Below are 19445 nucleotides of genomic sequence, written 5' to 3'. Positions count from 1 at the left end.
GTCACAATGAGTAGTACGCAACAAAGCGCCGTGGCATCACCTCTAGCTATCCGCTAGAAAGCCACGGCGCGCAGGCGGCCCCCGAAAGGGGGCCGGCCTGTTTTTCAGCGCTTCCTCAGGAGCGTCTGCCGTGCCGCAGCGGCTGCCCCCCGCATCACTTCGACATTTCGGAAGCGCGGGCGCTTGGGCATCTCATACGCGTCCGGCAGCATGTCCATCAAGCGATCCAGGTCTTCGGCCGTAAACCGCCGCGCGTTGTAAGCCAGGCTTTCCGCAAGCTGCGCCATGGGCAGCGCCCAGCTCATCTCGCGCCGCAGCGCATCGGCCTTGCTGTGATAGGCGCGCTTGTCCCAGGCGTTGGCGCTCTTCTCGGTGTCCTCGTGGATGCGCCGTAGGTTGATCGCGATCACGGCGCACATGTCCTTGCACAGGTCGCTGTCGTCGAGATGCGCGAACAGATGCTCGCGCACGATCTCCACGACCATGTTCAAGTCTTGGCTTCGCTCTTTGACCGTCATGCCGCAAATTGTAGAACAGAGGTTCTACTTGCGGGTTGCCGCTCGGCATGCTCAGCCGTATGGCCGCTGGTTGCCAGGCTTTGGACTCCTGGTGCTACCCTCCGACGCCCGACATCTAAGGCGATCGCGCTTTAACCGCCGCCTCGTAGTTCAGGCAGCAGCAATCGGGCAATCATCAAGTAGATGGCCAGGCCGGTGGCGTCCACCAGCGTGGTGATGAGTGGGGCCGAGACGATCGCCGGATCAATTTTGAAACGCTGGGCCAACAGGGGGATCAACGACCCGATGGTGTTCGCCCAAGTACAGATGACGAGGACGGACAATCCGACTACCAGGGACAGCGAGAAGCCGCTTCCCCATAGCTCGGCGCGCAGGAACGCAATGGCACCGAGGCTGGCACCCAGCAGCAGTCCGACCATCAGTTCGCGGGAGAGCACCCGGAACAGGTCGCCGGGTTGGATCTCGCGCAGCGCCAACCCACGGATGATCGTCGAGACGGTCTGGGCGCCCGTATTCCCGCCGGTGCCGATCAACAACGGGATGAAGAACGACAGCGCGACGACCGTCGCTAATTCGTGCTCGAAGACGCGCAGCACGCTTCCGGTAAACGTCTCGGCGACGAACAGCAACACCAACCAACCCACGCGCGACCGCAACACCCGCGTGAGCGACGTTTTGAAGTAGGGCTTGTTTAGCACGCCCGGTTCGACCGCGCCGAAGCGATAGACGTCTTCAGTGGCTTCCTCCTCGATCACGTCCACCACGTCATCCACAGTGATGATGCCGAGCAGGCGGTTGTTCGCGTCCACCACCGGCAGCGCCAGGAAGTCATGTTTCTTCATCAGGTTGGCGACTTCCTCTTGGTCGGCGCCGACGGGCACGCTGATCACGTCGGGGTTCATGATGCTGCCGATCAGCCGGTTGGGTGAGGCGACGAGCAACTGCCGGAGCGACACCACACCCACCAGCCGGCGCTCGCGATCTACTACGAACAGGTAATAGGGCATTTCGTCGTCGGGGTTCCACTCGCGCAGCGCATCAATCGCCTCCTGGGCCGTCATGCCGGGACGTAGGGTGAGGAAACTGGTGGTCATCAGGCCGCCGGCGCTTTCGTCCGGATGGATCAACAACGGGCGCACGTCGTCAGCCTCCTCCATGTTGGCCAGCACCCGCGCTTGGCGCTCCTGCGGCAACTCGCCGATGACGTCCGCTGCGTCGTCCGGCTCCATCTCGTCGAGGATGCGCGAGAGCGTCCGGTCGTCCACGCGCTCGGCAATGTCAGCCTGATCCTGGGCATCTAACTCGACCACGATGTCGGCAGCCGTTTCCGGGTCGAGGCGGGGAAGGAGTTCGGCCTGATCCTCGACGTCCAGTTCGTCGAAGACCTCGACTTGTTCGTCTTGTCTCAGTCGTTCAAGCACCGCGATCGCATCTCGGACGTTGTTCCGATCGAGCGCAGCGCGGACTTGTGCAAGCGCGCGATCAACCGTATCGCGTGTCAACTCGGCCATAGCTCATCTCCTGCATAGATACAAAGCAGGGCGGCGCCTGGCCGAGCTCATGCGCCTCAGATGGCGTACATCGGCGGGGGTCGGTCAGGCGCGACCCGATGTTTGGGTTTTAAGCCCTCGATATTCATGACGTTGTCACGAGCCTGAGGACGACGCCCTTGCGCTTGGGGATGGACACGTTGCGCAGCACACCGTCGGTCACAGTGTAACTGACGCGCTCGCCCAGTTCCCCGCGCAGTTCCGAGCCCTCCGGCAAGACATCGCGCACGACGATGTTCATCGTCGCAGCAGCCGGCCCCGAGTTTAACGCAACGATCAGCTTTTCGTCACCTCGTGCGCGCAAGTAGGCGATGACCCTGCCTTCTGCAAACAACACGTTGAACCCGCCGTCGCGCAGCGCGCGATAGCGCCTGCGCAGTGCGATGCATTGCTTGAAATAGTCGCGCAGCCCGATATCCCAGGTCGCCTCGTCCCAAATGAAGGCGCGCCGGCAATCCGGGTCTTTGCCGCCCCGCATGCCGATCTCGTCGCCGTAGTAGATCGAAGGCGCGCCGGGGAAGGTCATCTGGCACAGCGTGGCCAGCTTGAGCGCAGCGACGTCGCCGCCGGCGATGGACAAGAATCGCGCCGTATCGTGACTGTCGAGCAGGTTCATCTGCACGGCGCAGACATTCTCATCATACAGCGCCAGCATCTCTTCAAGCGCGCGCCCGAACGCCGGTGCGTCCATCACCGGCACCGGCGCATAACCCACGCCCGCAGTCAGATTGACGTCCATCGCCTCGCCGACGAAAAAGCCGATGCAGGCCTTCGCAAACTGGTAATTCATCACCGCGTCGAACTGGTCGCCCTGCAACCATCGCTGCGCCGGATGCCAGATTTCGCCGACGAGGTAGGCGTCGGGATTGACGGTTTTGACGCGCCGGCGGAACTCGCGCCAGAATTCGTCATCGTCTATCTCGGCCGGCACATCCAGCCGCCAACCGTCTGCGCCGAAGCGGATCCAGTGCTGGGCCACGTCAAAGATGAACTCGCGCACCGCCGGCGTGCGTGTGTTCAACTTGGGCAGCGCCGGGATGCCCCACCAGGCGTCGTAGTTGATCGGCTTGCCCTCGTAGGCGTGCAGCGGGAAGCCACGGATGTAGAACCAATCGAGGTAAGGAGAGGCGGCGCCGTTCTCCAGGGCGTGATTGAACTGATAAAAACCACGGCTCGCGTGATTGAACACGCCGTCAATAATCACACGGATGTCGCGCCGATGCGCCTCGTCCAGTAGCGCCCGAAAGGCCGCGTCGCCGCCGAGGATGGGATCCACGCGGTAGTAATCGTGCGTGTGGTAACGATGATTGGCCGTGGACTGAAAGATCGGGCAGAGATAGATCGCGTTGATGCCCAGGTCTTGCAGGTAGTCGAGGTGCTCAACCACGCCGATCAAGTCGCCGCCCTTGAAGCCATAGTGCGTGGGTTTCTCCTCCCACGGCTCCAGGTTGCTCGGCTTGGCGACGCGTTCGCTCTTGGCGAAGCGATCGGGGAAGATCTGGTAGAAGATGGCGTGCCGGACCCAATGTGGTGTTTCGACCATGTTGATAAAAGATGAATGATGGTTGATGATCAGCGATCGGTCATCGGCGCCGGATGACTCGCGTCTATCAGGAACCCCTAATCCGAACGATTACCGATTGCCCGTTGCGATGATCCAAATCCCCGCCGCGACTGCCGCGCCGAACAGCGAAGCAAGGAAGTTCACCCAATCGTTGTTCAACCAAGGCCAACCGCGAATCAGCCGATTCGGTGTGCCGTCGCGTTCGAAGCGCTTCTCAGTCTCTTTGTCGCGCCTCTTGCTGTAGTACATCGCCTGCACGGTTGCGCCGAGCAGGCTATCGAACAGCGAGCCAGCCAGCCCAGCGATGGTCGCTGCAATGATGACAGCAAGAAAGTGAGAAGAGGCATCGGGCGCGTCGGCGGGGCCGGTAATCGCGCGATAGAGCACGGTGAAGACGACGTAGCATAGGCCGATGAACGCCGCGCCCGATGTCGCCGCGCCGGTTCCCAGCGCCGTGATGCCGCCGCTCGTTCCAGGAGCGACGCGCTGATGGAGCTGCGTGATCAGCCGCGGCGATGACCGGCTCAACACGCCGAGTTCGGTCGCCCACGTGTCGGCGTTCACCGCCGCCAATGCACCGACCATGGCCGCATACAGGGCGTCCGCCGTTGCCGGCTGCTCGCGTGCCAGCCAGCTCAGCACGGCCCAGCCGGCCGCCGCCCCGCCGTTCGCCAGGGCTTGGGCTAGGTCGCGCTGGCTGCCCTTGTCGAACATCTCGGCGGCGCGCTGCTTGCGCACGTTGTTCTCTTTAAAGTGACTCAACAAAGACGACGAGACAAAAAAGGCGATCAGCAGCAAGCCGGCGATCCAGCCACCAAACCCGAAGATCAGCGTGCCGGTGACGATCGCGCCTAGCACGCCGCTGCGGGCGAGCGACCGGCGCCAATATGCGAGCAGGCCGATGCTTGCACTGATGAACAGACCGAGGGCGAGCCGAAAGAGGACAGCATCTGTGGCGGTGGATTCGACCATGCGGGGCGGATTGTAGTAGAAGCGAGGACAAACGCAGCTTCACTCGGATGACCGCTTGGCGCGTTCGCGCGTGCGGCGTTCGGCTTGTTCGCGCCGCCACTTCGCAATTTCGGCGTGATTGCCGCTCAGCAGCACGTCCGGCACACGCCAGCCGCGAAATTCGGCCGGCCGGGTGTAGTGCGGATACTCCAGCAGGCCCGCCGCATGCGATTCTTCATCCGGCACGCCGGGCGGCAACACGCCGGAGGCCAGCCGCGCCACGGCATCAATCACCACCATCGCCGGCAGCTCACCGCCGGTGAGCACATAGTCGCCAATGCTGATCGCGTCGGTGCACAGATGCTCGCGCACGCGCTCGTCCACACCCTCGTAATGACCGCAGATCAGGGCAAGGCGCGGGTGCTGGGCCAGCTCCTTGGCGATCGCTTGCGTGAACGTGCGCCCACTGGCGCTCATCAGGATGATGGGGGTTCTCGAACGCGAGGGGGAAGGGGCAGACGGTTGGTTGAACTCATCCGCCAGGACGCTTTCGACTGCGGCGAAGATCGGCTCGGGTTTCATCACCATGCCGCCACCTCCGCCGTAGGCCATGTCGTCGGTGATCTTGTGCTTGCCGACGGCATAGTCGCGGATGTTGTGGATGTGAATCTCAATCAAGCCGGCGTCTATCGCGCGCTTGATGATGCTTTCGCCGAACGGCCCAGTGAACATGCTAGGGAAGAGGGTAAACACGTCGAAGCGCATCGTCCGACCTCCAATCGCCCACTCGTCATTTGCAATTTGTGATCCACATGCTCCGATCCGCGTTTCCTCAGCGCCCCTCATTCAGCGCGCGCACCGCCTTCAAGTCGCCCACGACGTAATAGCGCTCGCCGGGCCGTATCACACGGCTACGCTCGGGGCGCAACTGTACGCCATCGCTTGACCATGCGCCAATGACGGCACATTTCAGCTCGTCTTCGATCTGCTCAAGCGTCTTGCCGATGAAAGGCGAGGTGGGCTCGAAGGTGACCGTGCTGACGTTGAGCAATTGACCTTCCAACTTGAACGCGTAATCCACGCGGGCGCGTGTGGCGGCTGCGGCGAAGGCCGGAGCGGCCAGCGCCGAGACGCTGAACACGGTCTTGATGTTGAACCCCCGAGACACTTTCTCGGCCAGTTTGGCGTCGAACATGCGCAGCACGACCTTGATGTTGGGATTCAATTCGCGCGCGTCGAGGCCGATATCGAGGTTGGTCAGCTCATCGCTGGTGCACGCAACAATGGCCGAGGCGCGTTCGACGCCGGCCTCGATCAACGTTTGCTTGCGGCGCGCGTCGCCGATAATGACCGGCACCCCAACACGCTGCAGATGATCGAGCCACTCTTCGTCTGTGCGCTGGTTGATGCCCACGACGGTTTCCCCGAACTCCAACAGTTCGTTGACGACGCGGTAGCCGACGCGGCCGATGCCGCACACGATGACGTGTCCGCTGAACATAGATACGACCGCCACTTGTCGCTCCTTTGGATCACCGATGAGTTGGATGACACGTGCAGCGCCGCCGGCCAAGGCGAGCAAGCCGCCGAGCATGATCGCGACGGATGCAAGCTGCAACGGCAACGGCTCAGGTAGATCATCCGGCCCGGCCTGCAACGTGACGAGGTTGAGCACATATAGCAGCGCCCGCAATGGGTTCGCGTGGGTCTCGGCCAACCAGAAGAGCAGCGTGCCGCCGGCGAGCACGGTAGCCAGTATCAGCAACGGCCAGCGCGTTTTGTAAAGCGCGGCGCGGACGATGCGCGCCGCCGCCTTAAATCGCCAGAAGCGCGGCAGGCCGGGCAGGCGGCCGCTGGCGGCCCACTGCGGCCTGGTGTTCACTTCTTCGCCGATGCGTTCGACTTCTCCTTGGGCTGCGCCTTTGGCTTGCTAGCTTCCTGCTCCATGCGTGCCAGGCGCTGCATATAGTCCAGCGGATGGCTGATCGCAGCCGGGATAATGCGGATCTCCACGCCAGGCGCAACCTCGATGCGCGCCAAATCCTCCTCGCGGTTCAGATAGGTGAGCTTGCCGATCACGCCACCGACTGTAACGATTTGCTCGCCGATTTTCAGCTCTTCGATGACCCTTTCCTGATTCTTGCGGGCGCGATTTTGGGGCACGACGACGATGAACCATACCAGGATGAATACAAACGCGATCGTAATGGTCAGCGTGACAACCGCCAAGGTCAAGTCCATGGCGAGATTATAGCGAGCGCGCCCTATAATTTAGCCATGCACTTCACCGGCCGCTGCTGGGTCTACGGCGACGACGTGAACACCGACGTCATCTTCCCCGGCAAATACACCTACACCCTCACCGACATCAACCAGTTCGCTGCGCATGCGCTGGAAGATCTCGACCCTGATTTTGCCAAACAGGTGCAGCCAGGCGACATCATCGTCGGCGGCAAGAATTTCGGCTGCGGCTCATCGCGCGAGCAAGCCGCAGTGTGCCTCAAAATGTGCGGCGTGCGCGTCATCATCGCCAAGTCGTTCGCCCGCATTTTCTTCCGCAATTGCATCAACAACGGCGTGCTGCCGATTGTCTGTCCCGAAGCCGTGGACGTACTCCACAAGGGGGATCGCATCCGCGTTGACCTGGCGCAGAACATGATCTACATCGAGGAGCAATCCGCGCGTGACGATGGCGCGAACGAACCGGATGCGCATCGCAGCTTCTCCTTCCCTCCGCTGAGCGCCTCGGTGATGGCGATCATCGAGGCCGGCGGGCTGATCCCCATGCTGCGCCGCAAACTGGGCACCGAGCATCTGCCCATGCCGGAGATCAAGTTCGCCGCAGAGTAATGGGCGGACCAAGCCGATGCGAAGCAAACGCGCCGATGGCCTTGAATCTCGCGCTTACCAACGCCAGCCATAGCACGACGCCGGCTGCGCTCACCATGAACCCCCAGCGGACGCTCTGCGGCTCGTAGCTGAACGTCACTTCTTGCGCGCCGGCGGGCAGCGCGACGGCGCGGAAGAGCGTATCAACGCACACGATTGGTGTCTCGACGCCATCCACGCGGGCAACCCAGCCGGGGAAACACGCATCGCGCAGGATCAGTCGCTTGTTCGAGTGGGATAGCAAATCCTGCGGCGTCGCATCGGAGAATCGAACGCGCACGAACTCCGGTTGCTCCTCGACAATCTCCCCGCCCACCTGTCTGATGTCAATCGGCGCGCCGGCCGCATCCTGCACAGCGACGCGCGGCGCGCGCCGGAGGTTCTCGTAGATCTTCACGTCGCCGGAGTGAACCAGACGCATATCGTGATCGCCCGTCACCATCTGCGAGAGGAACGTCCCGTCCACCTCGTCAATGCCGGTCATGCCGCGCAGCGTGACAGGCGTCGCCTCGGCGTTTTCAATGCTGCGCAAGAAGATGGTGAGCGGTGTTTTGCGCCCTTCCCAACTTAACCGCGTGCCGAAGTAAGGCGTGATCGGCTCCGCAGCGCGAATCGCGAAGGTCTGCGTCTCGCCGCTGCTGAAACGCACTTCCGCCGTTGCGATGGCTTCGCCGGCATGCGCACCTTCGGCGCTCAGCACCAGCCCCAGCGCCGTGGACGGAAAGGGGCGCAGCGGGATGCCGGTTGTGATCGGCGTGATCGGCACGCTGAACAACAGGTCGTAGTACACGCCATCGAGAAAGACATCCTGCGTCTTGTCGGCGATGAGGTAGCGCACGGCCATCTGCTCGAACCACCGATTGGCCGGCGGGCCGTCCAGAAACTCGCGCAGGCGGCCGTCCACCGTACCGGCAGGCATGGCCGCAAACTGACGCACGAACTCGGCGTAGCGTCGCGTCGGCAATAGCCCGCCGTCATAGCCGTCCACGCCGGGCAGCCGGTAATACAACGATAGGTTGGGCGACATGATCTCCTTGTGCTTGGCAGCAATCAGCCGGTCATAGATTTCGTCCGCGCTGAGCGACGCGCCGAAGAGCAGCTCTTGTTCGACCTTGTCGCCGGGATCGAAGAAGAGCGAGGACAGCGCCAGGATGCGGCCGGTGCGCATCGTCCCTGCTTCGGCCTCGGCCAGCAAGTGCGCCGTCGCCGGCCGCAGCGAGATGAGCGCTTGGCGGTCCGACGCGCGGGCGTAGGGTTGGAATTGCGAAGCAGCCAGGAGTTCGAGCGCGAGGATGAGAAAGAAGAGGTTGGGGATTAGAGACTGGAGATTGCGATTCAATCTCCAATCTCCTATCTCCAATCTCCATGCACACGCGACCCACACCGTCACCGTTCCCAGCGCCACGATCCAGCCCATCATCACGTTGCGATCAGGCAACGCGCGATACTCCGGCTCCAGCGCAAAGCGCACACCGGCCAGCACCCCCACGCCCCACAGCCCCATGAGCAACAACCAGGCAATCAGCCAATCGCGCGCCTGCGCCGCGCTCAGGCCGCGTTGCAGGCGTTGCACACCGAAAGCGACCAGCATCGCCGCCCCTAGCGCGAACACCACCAGCCAGCGCGCCTGGGCGCGAAAAAGGTTGAAGCCGGGCATGAAGCGGTACAAGACGCCGAACAGCGGCGTGGCTAGGCCCAACGCCAGCACAAAGCCGATCACGACGAGAATCAAAGGAAGGAGATTAGAGGTCGGAGATTGAGCCTCCGCACGAGCTTGCACCCCTAATCGCCAATCTCTAATCTCCAATCCACCAAGCAGCGCCAGCGCCAATCCGCCTGCGCCGAGGTAGGCAACATACTCCGGGAACAGCGGGTCGCCGTAGGTTGGCATGAGCGCCCGCGCGGCTACCCACGGTCGCCAGGAGAACGACGCTGCCTCGTTGAAGGGCAAGCCACCGGCGCGCGCCGACTCGCGCGAGAGTTCGAGTGTAGGCAACAATTGGATGCCGCAGATGGCGGCGGCGAGGATAGCCGCCGTCACGACGACGCAGAGTGGCGTTGCAGCACGGAACGTCGCCTTCACGCTGAGCGGCCGGCTGCGCCACAGCCCGGCCATCGCCAAGATGAGCGCGATCAGCCCCAGCGTCACCAGGCTGATATAGAGCGATTGCATGTGGCCGGCCAAGATTTGCAACGCGAGCACAAGCGCCAAGGCCGCCACGCCCGCGCTCCAACTGGCCCGCTCCACAGTTCTCACGACGATCAAAGCGCTTAACGGGAGCCAGGCCAGGGCTTGAAGTTGGTTCAGGTGCTCCACCTGCGCGCCCAGATAGCCGCCCAACCCAAACGTCACGGCGCCGGCAAACGCCGCCAACCGGCCGAGCGCAAATCCTCGCCGTGCAAGGGCATAAGCGCCCAATGCAGCGATGGCCAAGTGAAGCGCGATATTCCACGACACGGCGCGTTCGACCGGCAGCCAGGCGGTGAGGACGTTGAACGGGTAGAAGAAGCCGACTTGGGAGTTGGCCAGGAACGGCGCCCCCATGAACGTATAGGGATTCCACAGCGGCAGGCGTCCCTCGCGGATGGCCTGTGAAGCGTAGTCGCGCAAAGGATAGAAATAGAGCAGCAGATCGCCCCGCGCGATGATCCGGTCGCCCAGCGTGAGTTTCCACGTCGCGCCAAGCACCAGCAAGACAAGCACGCTGGGCCACGCCAAGCGCCCCAGGAGGTGCACAACGCTCCCGCGAGGCGCTGGCGTTGCGCTCACGACATCCCGGTCATGCCTCTCACTGCGCGAGCACATCCAGGAGTCGGTCCACCTCTTCGCGCGTGTTGTAATGGGTCAAGCCAATGCGCACCAGGCCGCCGCCGTCCTCGACGCCCAACCGTTCGGTGAGGTTGATGGCGTAGTAGTTTCCGTCCCACACGCAGATGCCGTGCCGCGCCAGGCGCTCGGCCGTCGCGCGCGGGTGCTCATCCTTGTAGCGAATGGCAATGGTGGGCACGCGCTGATCCATGCGCTCGCGAATGCCAAAGAAGCGCACGCCAGGGATCGCTGTCACGCACTCGATCAGGTAGCTGACCAGTCCGGTTTCGTACGTGCGCACGGCATACATGGCGCGATGAATCTCGGCGGCGCGCGGGCTGCGCAGGTTTGCATTCGGTTCCGGCGCAACGTCGGCCTGTGCTGCTAGCCACTCCAGATACTCGATCACGCCAAGCAGGCCGGCCTGATTCTCATGGCTTTGGGTGCCGGTCTCGAATTTGTGCGGTGGGCGGTCGTCGGCGGGGCGCACCTTGTAGGCCGGCAGCCGGTCGAGCAGATCATATTTGCCGTAGAGGATGCCCTGGTGCGGCCCCCAGAACTTGTAGGTCGAGCAGACCAGGAAGTCGGCGCCCAGGTCGCGCACATCAATCGGCAAGTGCGGCGCAGCAGCGACGGCATCCACGAAGACCCACGCGCCGACTGCATGGGCCACGGCAGCGATTTGCTTGACCGGGTTGATCGTGCCGACGGCGTTGCTGACGTAGCCGACGGCCACCAACCGGGTGCGCGCGTTCAGGTAGCGCGCGAAGTCTTCCATGACCAGCGTGCAATCTTCAGGATGGATGTCCACCACATGTACGCGGGCGCCGCGCTCTTCGGCCATCAAGCGCCACGGCGAGAAGTTGGCGTCGTGATCCAGCCGGGTGAGGATGATCTCGTCCCCTTCGCGCAGCGTGCGGCCGATGCTGCGGCTGAGCGCGAAGGTCAGGCTGGTCATGTTCTGGCCGAAGACGATTTCCTCTTTGCGCTCGGCGTTGAGTAGATCGGCGGCGGCTTCGTGGGCGGCCTCGATGAGTGCGTCGCTTTCCTGGGCGGTGATGAACGCGCCGTGCGTGTTGGCATTGTGGCGGGTGAGGTACTCGACTATGTAGTCCAGGCAACGCCGCGTGACCTGCGTGCCGCCGGGCGCGTCGAAGAAGATCAATGGCCGGCCGGCATGTTCGCGCGCCAGCGCCGGGAACTCGCTGCGGACTGCGGAGAGGTTGAACATTGGTTTCATTTCCTGCCGAAATCGGCCGGATTCTCGCCCCATTCCTCCGTGCGCCACTTCAGCACGGCGTTGCAGTAGTCGTGCTCGTCCAGCCAGCGCTCCGCTTGCGCTATGCGTGTCCGCAGGGCCGCGTTACGGGGCGTGGGCGTCAGCGTCGTCCGGCAACGCCCCTGGGCCACCCATAGGATCGCGTTGTTCGAATCGGTGTACACCGCCGCTCGGCTGTGGCGCTCCCGCAACCAGGCCAGCGCCTGCACCACGGCGAGAAACTCGCCGACGTTGTTCGTCGCATCCTCGAACGGCCCGGTGCGGAAAATCTCTTGGCCCGTGGCGATCGCCACACCGCGGTATTCCATGACTTTGGATTGAGCATCCCAGGCGGCATCCACCGCATAGCCGGCGCGCACCTTGTCCGGCAAGCACGACAGCCGGGCCGATCGGGCCGCCTCCTCCGCAGCAGCGCCTAAACCGGCGGCAAAGGCGGCCTCTGCCTGGGCGCGATCTGCGTAGGCTTTGAAGCGCGCGCCCGGGAAGCCCAGCACTTGCACCCGCGCTTCCTCCCAGGTGTCATACACCCCCGGCACGCGTCCCCGCCACACCACATAGTGCTTGGTCATCACATCCTGGCATCTTGCGCCGCACGAGACGCAACGCCGCTATCGCAGCAGCGCCGGAATGTCCGTCGGCAGTTCGGCCATGCGAATGCCGGCGGCTTTCATCGCAGCGATCTTGCTCTCGGCGGTGCCCATGCCGCCCTCGATGATGGCCCCGGCGTGCCCCATGCGCTTGCCGGGCGGCGCCGAGCGACCGGCGATGAAGCCGGCCATCGGCTTCTTCACGTTGTCCTTGATCCACGCCGCCGCCATTTCCTCGTCGCTACCGCCGATCTCGCCGATCATCACGATCTTCTCCGTCTGCGGGTCCTCGTTGAACATCTGGATCACTTCGAGAAAGCCCAGGCCGCGCACCGGGTCGCCGCCGATGCCGACGATGGTGCTCTGGCCCATACCGGCTTGCGTCAGGGCGTTCACCGCCTCATAGGTCAACGTGCCGCTGCGCGAGACCACGCCCACGTTGCCGGGCATGGCGATGTTGCCGGGGATGATCCCGATCTTGGCCTGGCCAGGGGTGAGCAATCCGGGGCAGTTCGGGCCCAGCAGCAACGATTGTTTGGTGTCAAGGTAGGCGCGCACACGGATCATGTCAATCACCGGGATGCCCTCGGTGATGCAAACGATCAGCTTGATGCCGGCGTCGGCGGCTTCCATGATGGCGTCGGGCGCAAAACGCGCCGGCACGTAAATCACGCTGGCATTCGCACCCACTTCGCGCACCGCTTGGCCGACGGTGTCAAAGACGGGCACGCCGTAGTCCGTCACCATGCCGCCCTTGCCGGGCGTGACGCCGCCGACCACGATTGGGCTGTAGGCTTGCATCTGGCGGGCGTGAAAGTCACCCTCTCGGCCGGTGATCCCCTGCACGATCAGGCGCGTGTGTTTATCTGCGAGGATAGCCATGAAAAGACCTTCTGTGTGCGGATGTTGAAAGCGCTATGTGCGTCAAGTCACAACCTCGACGATTATAGCGACCAGCACGAGATTTGAGGTGACGCCACTGTCGGCGACCATCAAAAAGGGGCGGCATCACCAGGCGATGCCGCCCCTTTCAAACTTCGGACAAATGCGGATAGCGCTACTTGATAATGCCTGCCCGGCGCATCCATTCGACGCGCTGTTGGATGTAGTCGAGCGCAATATGCTCGGCTTTGGACAGCGCATGCCAATCGGGCAGCCCCAATGGCGCCGTCTTGATCGCTTCCAGAATTGTCCTCTCTAGCTTGGTCAGCTTGATCACGGTGTGCCCCTCCCTCCTGATAAGCTCTGAAGAGCAGCCGATAAGCAAAGCTGCATTATACCAGCGCAGATAACCAGCCGCAAATTTTTATGGATAGATTTGCGGTGCAAGCACAAGTTCGGGCACAGGTCAGGAACAGCTAAATCGGGCCAAGCTGGTGTTTGCCGGATTTCCATCGCAGCGCTCAGCGCAGGAAGGGTTGTGGAGCACCTGCGAGCGCGTCCTGAATCCGAATCTTATGCGCAAGCAACACAGGCTCCGGCAGCGCGTCCGGTGGATAGAAGCCGATGTCCACGCTCTCGGATGAGATCGCCAGTTGTCCACCGATGATCTCGCACTCGAAGCACATATTGCAAATTTGCACCACCTCGCCGCCTGGATAACGGGCCACCAGGAACTGCGTCGGGTCGGAGTAAATGCCAATTAACCGCTTGACCCGCACGCGCAGGCCGGTCTCTTCCCACACCTCGCGCACGCACGTTTGGGTGATGCTCTCACCGATGTCTTGTCGCCCACCGGGCATCGCCCAGTGACGATTATCCTGGCGCAATTGCAACAGCAAATGCCCCTGCTCGTTCAAGATAAAAGCCGAAGCGCTGCACTGAATGCGACTGGGCAGCCGTTCCACGGGTGCGCCGGTCCAGTCGTAGAGGATCGTCGAGGATTGTGTCATGAAGGCTGATGATACGCGATCGGTCAACGCCTGGATATGTTAGGCTGCAGGTGTGCTTTCGCTGGACAGGCAGAACCGATACCGCGAACGCTATCGCGCCATGCGCCCCGGCTGGCGTACGAGCGGAGAGGTCTACGAGTCGCGCGTCCGTCAATATGCGACCAGCGACGCAATCGTGCTCGACCTGGGCTGCGGCGCAGGTGGCGTGATGGAACTGCTGGGCGCGCAGGTGAAGATGCTGGCCGGCATAGACCGCCATTGGCCCTCGCTGTCGTGCAACCGCGTGCGCGCCATGCATCGCGTCTTGAGCGAAGCGGACGCAATCCCCTTTCGGGCGGCATCGTTTGATCTGGTGGTGTGTTCGTGGGTGATCGAGCACATCGCCCGACCGGCTCGCTTATTCGCCGAGGTGAGTCGGGTGCTCAAGCCGGCCGGCCATTTCGTTTTCCTGACGCCCAACGCAGCCAACTACGTCACCCTGCTCAATCGGCTGACGCCAAAACTGGCGCAGGCACCGCTCGTGCGCATATGCTACGGGCGCGTCCGGGCGGATACCTTTCCGGTGACCTATCGGGCGAACACACTGCGCGCGCTACGCAAGTTGGCCGGCGACTTCGGCCTGCGCGTCTGCGCGCTGGAGACAATCCACGATCCCACGTATCTCGCCTTCGGCGAGATTGCGTTCCGCTTGAGCGCGCTCATCGAGCGATTCATCGCCGATGCGTGCGCAGTGCACATCGTTGGGGATTTCGCTAAAAGCGCACCGTGAAACCAAACGAAGTATGCTTTCGCAGTTCATCTCGGTCGGCCCGTTCGCGCTCAATCTCTACACCGCGCTCATCGCAGCAGCAGTGCTGGCGACCTCGGCCTGGGCCTGGCGCCACACACGCGATGGGCGCGTCATCATGGGGGTGTGCGTCGTCGCCCTTTTCGCCCTGGCCTTTGGCCGCATCGGCTACGTCGCGTTGCACTGGGAATACTTCCGCGAACACACGCATGAGCTTTTCTCTTCGGCCGGCTTGTCGGAACATGGGGCGGTCGGGGGCGGCACCATTGGGCTGATCCTGGCGTTGCGCGTCGTGCGCTGCATGTCTCCGGCGTTTGTCCGGCAGTGGCTTCCGCTCGCGCTTTCGCTCGTCGGCATCGCCGCGTCCATCGGTTGTATTCCGAACGGCTGCGCGTATGGTCGTGAGGTGTTCTGGCAAACAGATGGGGAAAGTTCGCCGGCATGGCTGCTGCGCGCCGACTGGCCGGATGCCTATTCGATCCACAACCCGCGCTGGCCGACGCAGGCATTGATGGCATCCTGGCTAGCGGCGACGGGCGCGAGCTGGGCGGTTTGGACGGGGCTGCGGGCAAACCGCCGGGGCTGCCGATCAGTCTCACCGGCCATCAGCTTCGCCATCCTGTGCTTTGCCGCCGGCGACTTTCTGATCCAGTTCCTTCGCGGCGACCCAGCGCCGATGTTGGCTGGCTTGCGCATTTACCAGTGGCTGGACTTAGGGGGGTTGGCATCCGCCGCGATGATCCAACGTTTACCATAACGCGCGCCCGCTGAGCCATCGGTTGCGTCGCACCCAATTCTGGTACACTGTTGCCGCCGCATCCTGACAGCGCGGTCGCGCTTTTGCCCTATTTCGCGGCCGTCCGATCACGGCTATCTCGGAAGGGGATATGGCCATGCGACGCACGCGCGAGTTGCTGTTTCAAACGGATACGCTCAAACTTGAGCTGCTCAACACGCCGATCAACCAACTCGACTTGAAGTTCGAGGACACGATCTTTGCTCAGGCTATCCCGCTGGTGAAAGAGGAGCTGCGACGGGCCGGCGTTCGCAAGCTCGAGCCGGTCTTCTACATCTCAACGGGCTATGGTTGCATCGCCGGCCAGCCGATCATCTCGTTAGGTTTTTACGACTTTCACCCGCTGCTCAAGGAGCTGAACGAGGAGTTTCGCGGCTGGCGCTACAGCGACGCCGACATCTTCGACTTGCTGCGCCACGAGTGCGGACATGCCTTCTGCTATGCCTACAAGCTCTACCGGCGCAGGGACTTTCGCGAGTTGTTCAATGTGCGCGGCCACTTCTTCAACACCTACCCGGAGAGGGACGAGTATCGCTACAACCCGTGGAGCCGCAGCTACGTCAACCCCAATGGCGACTACTACGCGCAAAAGCACCCGGACGAGGATTTTGCCGAGACGTTCACCGTATGGCTCACACCGCGCTCAAATTGGCAGCGGGTATATCGCCACTATCCAACCGCGTTGAAGAAACTGCGCTTTACCGACCGCGTGGTCAAGGAGCTGGGCGTCTGTCCGCCGCTGGTCGAGGTGGATGAAAGCTGGATGCTCGAACCCTACACCGAGGTGAAGCTGACCGTGGCCCAATTCATGAAGGCCAAACCTAACCGCTACTACCACAAGGTCACCGGCTATGTGGACCCTGACCTGAAGGAGATGTTTCGTCCGCAGCCACAACGCTGCACACGTCGCGAATTGTTTAGCCGGTTCATGCGCGCCGAAGCCTTCATCAAAGCGCACAAGCAACTCTTGATCTCGCGCATCGCCTACTGGGTCAGCGTGGATTCGGTGGTGGTCTTTGACCTGCTCGACAAGTTAATCACGCGCGCCAGGGCGCTCAACTTGTGGCTCGAGAAGGCGCAGGAAGAGAAGAAGCTGATCGAACTGACAACCTACGTCGCCGCCTTGTGCACGCGCTACAAGAACACCGGCCAATATCTGGCTTGAACCACGGATCCCCATGGCGACGATCCTCATCACCGGCGGCGCCGGACTGATCGGCCGACACGCGGCAAAACTGCTGTGCGCGCGCGGCCACGCCGTGCGCATTCTTTCGCGCCGCGCCCGGCCCGATGTGCCCTTGCTGCGCGGGCTGCCCGTTGACTATGCGCAGGGCGACGTGCGCGACCCCGCCTCGCTGGCGCCAGCATTCGCAGGATGCGATGCGGCTGTGCTCTCCCACCAATTCCAGAACTTTCCAGTTGAGAACCCAAGGCGTAACGAGACGTTCGACGCCGTGGATCGCGCCGGCACGGAATACTGCGTCGCCGCTGCGCGAAAGGCCGGCGTGCGACGTCTGGTTTACATGAGCGGCATCGCCCTTGGCAACCCAAACCCACCCCACCCCGGCATACGGGCCAAGCAGGCGGCCGAGCAGGCCATCTTCGAGAGCGGCATCCCGGCCATCGCGCTGCGCGTGAACGTGGTCTATGCCGCGGACGACAAATACTTCCCCCGGTTGGCGCGCGCCGCGCAATGGTCGCCGTTCGTGCCCATCCCCGGCGCCGGCGCTGCGCGCTGCGCGCCCGTGCATGTGGATGACGTGGCGCGCGCAATTGCGCACGCCATCGAGCGTTCGACAATCCGCGGCGTGGTCAACGTGTGCGGGCCGGACGAGGTGACCTGGAAGGAACTCCTGTTGGCCGTCGCTCAGGTCAACGCTGCGGGACAGCGCAAAATACCGGTGCACATCCCACAGCGCCTGCTCCTCCTGGCCGGCTGGATGGGCGAACGCTTGCCCACGCCGGCGCTCTCGCGCGATGCCGTGATCTTTGCCACGCAGTTCGACCAGTCGTGCCGCGACGGCATTAGCTGCAGCGAGGCGTTTGGCTTCCAGCCCATCGGGCTGCGCGAGGGCCTGCGCATGACCTTCGCCGAGCGCGGGTGATGCAGCCCACCTTGGGAGCACCGTTCGCGCTCGTCAGATGCGCGCGACATGTAATCGCAGCGCGCTATCGGCAGTCGCCTGGCTCGGCCAGCACGTAGCCGCCGCGCACCGTCGCGCCGATCACCAACGCCGCGCTGATCAGCACGATGTTCTTGATGATGTACTGGCCCTCCAACGTCGGCGCAATGGGGAAGATGGCCCACGTTTCGCCGGGGAAGAGCGCCAGCGGCGTGAGCGTGCCCAGCATCTGCGCCAACAACAGCAGGATGGTGACGCGCATGAACTTGCCGCTGATCATCCCCAGGCCGATCAGGCACTCCCAGATGGCCAGCGCCGGCACACTCACCGCCGGCGGCACCAGCCCAAAGGTGAGCGCGCCGATCGTGCGCGCGGCCAGGTCTTGCGCCGGGCTGAGGCCGGGGATCAACTTGAGCGCCCCGAACCAGAGGAACACGACGCCGAGGCCGGTGCGCAGCAGGGTGATGCCGTGCCGTGCCATCCAACGCGTGATGCGCCGGTCAATCTGATTGAAATTCAGTTGCAGCAGTGCAATTGATTTATCCGTTGACATGATCCACCATCCTTGGACATTAGCACGAATCGTCTCACATTCGCGTTCAATTGTCATGGTCGGTCCGCGCCGGTCAGACCTGACTTTTCTCACCCGGGTGGACGCATCAAATCGCGCTATGCAACACCGAGCTACTTTTCCCATGGCCGGCGATTCAGCCCCAGGGGGACAAACCCCGCTTAGGGAAGAGGCAGGCGGCGGCTCTGCCTTCGCCTACCCGATTGGCTTGCCCTTTTGGAGAAACGTCGCCCAGGTCATGGCGGTATAATTTGCCCACAATCCAATACGCGAACGGGGAGTCCGCGGACGCGGGCTGAGAGGGCGCCCAATCCGGCGCCGACCCTTGAACCTGATCTGGGTCATGCCAGCGGAGGGAAACGCGAAGCGCTATCGGCTCTTACCACGTCCCCACTGGCATCCCCAGTGGGGATTTGCTTTTACCGATGCGCATTGTGATCATTGCCAACGGCGATCCGCCGGGACAAGACGAAGCCGCGCGCTGGCTAGAGGCAGGCGCCATGCTCATCTGCGCTGACGGCGGCGCGCGCACCGCGCTGGCTTTGGGGCTGACGCCGGCGCACGTCATCGGCGACTTTGATTCGCTGGACGAAGATGCGCTCGCCGAGCTGGCGCGGCGCGGCGCACAGTTGCACCGTCACCCAACCCGCAAGGACGAAACCGACCTGGAGCTTGCGCTGCTGTTCGCTGCCCGCACCCTGCGCGACGAGGAACGGCCGGAGATCGTCATCCTCGGCGCGTGTGGCGGGCGGTTAGACCACGAGTGGGCCAACATGCTGCTGCTGGCGATGCCGGCGCTTAAGCATGCGCACGTGTCGCTGGCGCACGGATGCGAGCGCGTCTTCCTGATAGACGCGCGCGATCAGCCGGCGACGTTGACCCTGCGCGGCAGCGCCGGTGACACCGTCTCGCTCCTGCCCTTCGGCGGCGACGCCCACGGCATTTGCACCACCGGGCTGGAATATCCGCTGCGCGACGAGTCGTTGTTCATCGGCCCGGCCCGCGGCGTGAGCAACGTCCTGCTCGGCGAGGAAGCGACTGTCTCCCTGCGACAAGGGATGCTGCTATGCGTGATCATCCATCACGCCCCGACGACTGACAACCGATAACTCCCAATCTGTGAGGCAAA

The 19445-nt window shown here is 63.1% G+C and carries 20 protein-coding genes and 1 riboswitch; of the genes, 6 read left to right on the top strand and 14 right to left on the bottom strand.

The window, feature by feature from the left end; all coding sequences use genetic code 11:
- Positions 1-104 precede the first annotated feature (104 nt).
- The 7 genes from GXH28_RS11610 to yajC form a co-directional block, all read right to left on the bottom strand.
- Entirely contained in the window at positions 105-518 is a 414-nt protein-coding gene (locus tag GXH28_RS11610) for a hypothetical protein (RefSeq protein WP_169239194.1), read from the bottom strand.
- Between the two features lie 131 nt (positions 519-649).
- Entirely contained in the window at positions 650-2029 is a 1380-nt protein-coding gene (gene mgtE / locus GXH28_RS11605) for a magnesium transporter (protein ID WP_169239193.1), read from the bottom strand.
- Between the two features lie 124 nt (positions 2030-2153).
- The gene (locus GXH28_RS11600) at positions 2154-3611 is read right to left on the bottom strand and encodes an alpha-amylase family glycosyl hydrolase (protein ID WP_169239192.1); all 1458 of its coding nucleotides are present in this window, start codon (positions 3609-3611) and stop codon (positions 2154-2156) included.
- A gap of 90 nt (positions 3612-3701) precedes the next feature.
- Entirely contained in the window at positions 3702-4604 is a 903-nt protein-coding gene (locus tag GXH28_RS11595; RefSeq protein ID WP_169239191.1) for a DUF92 domain-containing protein, read from the bottom strand.
- A 39-nt stretch (positions 4605-4643) separates the two neighbouring features.
- Positions 4644-5348 carry a tRNA (guanosine(37)-N1)-methyltransferase TrmD gene (trmD, locus tag GXH28_RS11590; RefSeq protein WP_169239190.1) on the bottom strand — a complete coding sequence of 235 codons (705 nt, stop codon included), beginning with the start codon at positions 5346-5348 and terminating at the stop codon, positions 4644-4646.
- 67 nt (positions 5349-5415) lie between these two features.
- Positions 5416-6465, bottom strand: coding sequence for a potassium channel family protein (locus tag GXH28_RS16870; RefSeq protein ID WP_169239189.1), 1050 nt, complete (start codon positions 6463-6465; stop codon positions 5416-5418).
- Positions 6462-6824 carry a preprotein translocase subunit YajC gene (gene yajC, locus GXH28_RS11580; RefSeq protein ID WP_169239188.1) on the bottom strand — a complete coding sequence of 121 codons (363 nt, stop codon included), beginning with the start codon at positions 6822-6824 and terminating at the stop codon, positions 6462-6464. The genes GXH28_RS16870 and yajC overlap by 4 nt, the downstream gene beginning before the upstream one ends.
- Before the next feature lie 36 nt (positions 6825-6860).
- Here yajC and GXH28_RS11575 point away from each other — a divergent pair, with 36 nt between their 5' ends.
- Complete coding sequence (locus tag GXH28_RS11575) at positions 6861-7433, top strand: LeuD/DmdB family oxidoreductase small subunit (protein WP_169239187.1); 573 nt, start codon at positions 6861-6863, stop codon at positions 7431-7433.
- On the opposite strand, the gene GXH28_RS11570 is transcribed toward GXH28_RS11575, so the two are convergent.
- The 6 genes from GXH28_RS11570 to GXH28_RS11545 all read right to left on the bottom strand — a co-directional run bounded on the left by GXH28_RS11570 (position 7414) and on the right by GXH28_RS11545 (position 14039).
- Positions 7414-10176, bottom strand: a complete 2763-nt coding sequence (locus GXH28_RS11570; protein WP_169239186.1) for a YfhO family protein — start codon at positions 10174-10176, stop codon at positions 7414-7416. The two genes, GXH28_RS11575 and GXH28_RS11570, sit on opposite strands and share 20 nt — an antisense overlap.
- Positions 10177-10261: 85 nt before the next feature.
- Positions 10262-11512 (bottom strand): cysteine desulfurase-like protein, encoded by a 1251-nt coding sequence (locus tag GXH28_RS11565; RefSeq protein ID WP_320447957.1) that lies wholly within the window; start codon positions 11510-11512, stop codon positions 10262-10264.
- 5 nt (positions 11513-11517) lie between these two features.
- Entirely contained in the window at positions 11518-12129 is a 612-nt protein-coding gene (locus GXH28_RS11560) for a ribonuclease H1 domain-containing protein (RefSeq protein WP_169239184.1), read from the bottom strand.
- 39 nt (positions 12130-12168) lie between these two features.
- Positions 12169-13029 carry a succinate--CoA ligase subunit alpha gene (gene sucD, locus GXH28_RS11555; RefSeq protein ID WP_169239183.1) on the bottom strand — a complete coding sequence of 287 codons (861 nt, stop codon included), beginning with the start codon at positions 13027-13029 and terminating at the stop codon, positions 12169-12171.
- A 175-nt stretch (positions 13030-13204) separates the two neighbouring features.
- A complete protein-coding gene (locus GXH28_RS11550; protein WP_169239182.1) occupies positions 13205-13414 on the bottom strand; it encodes a hypothetical protein in 210 nt (69 codons plus the stop codon).
- Between the two features lie 136 nt (positions 13415-13550).
- Positions 13551-14039 (bottom strand): NUDIX domain-containing protein, encoded by a 489-nt coding sequence (locus GXH28_RS11545; RefSeq protein WP_169239181.1) that lies wholly within the window; start codon positions 14037-14039, stop codon positions 13551-13553.
- A 52-nt stretch (positions 14040-14091) separates the two neighbouring features.
- On the opposite strand from GXH28_RS11545, the gene GXH28_RS11540 reads away from it, so the two are divergent.
- From GXH28_RS11540 to GXH28_RS11525, 4 genes are all read left to right on the top strand, one after another.
- Positions 14092-14808: a class I SAM-dependent methyltransferase gene (locus GXH28_RS11540; RefSeq protein ID WP_169239180.1), complete on the top strand. Its 717-nt coding sequence runs from the start codon at positions 14092-14094 to the stop codon at positions 14806-14808.
- Positions 14809-14821: 13 nt separating this feature from the next.
- Positions 14822-15583, top strand: coding sequence for a prolipoprotein diacylglyceryl transferase family protein (locus tag GXH28_RS11535; protein ID WP_169239179.1), 762 nt, complete (start codon positions 14822-14824; stop codon positions 15581-15583).
- Between the two features lie 130 nt (positions 15584-15713).
- Entirely contained in the window at positions 15714-16787 is a 1074-nt protein-coding gene (locus tag GXH28_RS11530) for a hypothetical protein (RefSeq protein ID WP_206156825.1), read from the top strand.
- A 13-nt stretch (positions 16788-16800) separates the two neighbouring features.
- Positions 16801-17727 carry an NAD-dependent epimerase/dehydratase family protein gene (locus GXH28_RS11525; protein WP_169239177.1) on the top strand — a complete coding sequence of 309 codons (927 nt, stop codon included), beginning with the start codon at positions 16801-16803 and terminating at the stop codon, positions 17725-17727.
- Between the two features lie 64 nt (positions 17728-17791).
- On the opposite strand, the gene GXH28_RS11520 is transcribed toward GXH28_RS11525, so the two are convergent.
- Positions 17792-18298: a DoxX family membrane protein gene (locus tag GXH28_RS11520; RefSeq protein ID WP_169239176.1), complete on the bottom strand. Its 507-nt coding sequence runs from the start codon at positions 18296-18298 to the stop codon at positions 17792-17794.
- Positions 18299-18580: 282 nt separating this feature from the next.
- Positions 18581-18691, top strand: a riboswitch (TPP riboswitch).
- 50 nt (positions 18692-18741) lie between these two features.
- Between GXH28_RS11520 and GXH28_RS11515 the strand changes: the two genes are divergently transcribed.
- On the top strand, positions 18742-19425 hold the full coding sequence (locus GXH28_RS11515; RefSeq protein ID WP_169239175.1) for a thiamine diphosphokinase: 684 nt from the start codon (positions 18742-18744) through the stop codon (positions 19423-19425).
- The last annotated feature ends 20 nt before the right edge of the window (positions 19426-19445 follow it).

This window comes from Candidatus Roseilinea sp. NK_OTU-006, assembly GCF_012931985.1.
In the GTDB taxonomy this organism is placed as follows: Bacteria; Chloroflexota; Anaerolineae; order J036; family Brachytrichaceae; genus JAAFGM01.
This window is presented reverse-complemented; position numbering and strand designations above follow the sequence as displayed.

What these genes read in the sequence shown, in the direction of transcription:
- yajC (WP_169239188.1), bottom strand. Translation starts at nt 6,824, where the DNA reads ATGGACTTGACCTTGGCGGTTGTCACGCTGACCATTACGATCGCGTTT.
- mgtE (WP_169239193.1), bottom strand. Translation starts at nt 2,029, where the DNA reads ATGGCCGAGTTGACACGCGATACGGTTGATCGCGCGCTTGCACAAGTC.
- sucD (WP_169239183.1), bottom strand. Translation starts at nt 13,029, where the DNA reads ATGGCTATCCTCGCAGATAAACACACGCGCCTGATCGTGCAGGGGATC.
- GXH28_RS11520 (WP_169239176.1), bottom strand. Translation starts at nt 18,298, where the DNA reads ATGTCAACGGATAAATCAATTGCACTGCTGCAACTGAATTTCAATCAG.
- GXH28_RS11530 (WP_206156825.1), top strand. Translation starts at nt 15,714, where the DNA reads ATGGCCATGCGACGCACGCGCGAGTTGCTGTTTCAAACGGATACGCTC.
- GXH28_RS11535 (WP_169239179.1), top strand. Translation starts at nt 14,822, where the DNA reads ATGCTTTCGCAGTTCATCTCGGTCGGCCCGTTCGCGCTCAATCTCTAC.
- GXH28_RS11610 (WP_169239194.1), bottom strand. Translation starts at nt 518, where the DNA reads ATGACGGTCAAAGAGCGAAGCCAAGACTTGAACATGGTCGTGGAGATC.
- trmD (WP_169239190.1), bottom strand. Translation starts at nt 5,348, where the DNA reads ATGCGCTTCGACGTGTTTACCCTCTTCCCTAGCATGTTCACTGGGCCG.
- GXH28_RS11515 (WP_169239175.1), top strand. Translation starts at nt 18,742, where the DNA reads ATGCGCATTGTGATCATTGCCAACGGCGATCCGCCGGGACAAGACGAA.
- GXH28_RS11600 (WP_169239192.1), bottom strand. Translation starts at nt 3,611, where the DNA reads ATGGTCGAAACACCACATTGGGTCCGGCACGCCATCTTCTACCAGATC.
- GXH28_RS11525 (WP_169239177.1), top strand. Translation starts at nt 16,801, where the DNA reads ATGGCGACGATCCTCATCACCGGCGGCGCCGGACTGATCGGCCGACAC.
- GXH28_RS11565 (WP_320447957.1), bottom strand. Translation starts at nt 11,512, where the DNA reads ATGTTCAACCTCTCCGCAGTCCGCAGCGAGTTCCCGGCGCTGGCGCGC.
- GXH28_RS11575 (WP_169239187.1), top strand. Translation starts at nt 6,861, where the DNA reads ATGCACTTCACCGGCCGCTGCTGGGTCTACGGCGACGACGTGAACACC.
- GXH28_RS11595 (WP_169239191.1), bottom strand. Translation starts at nt 4,604, where the DNA reads ATGGTCGAATCCACCGCCACAGATGCTGTCCTCTTTCGGCTCGCCCTC.
- GXH28_RS11560 (WP_169239184.1), bottom strand. Translation starts at nt 12,129, where the DNA reads ATGACCAAGCACTATGTGGTGTGGCGGGGACGCGTGCCGGGGGTGTAT.
- GXH28_RS11545 (WP_169239181.1), bottom strand. Translation starts at nt 14,039, where the DNA reads ATGACACAATCCTCGACGATCCTCTACGACTGGACCGGCGCACCCGTG.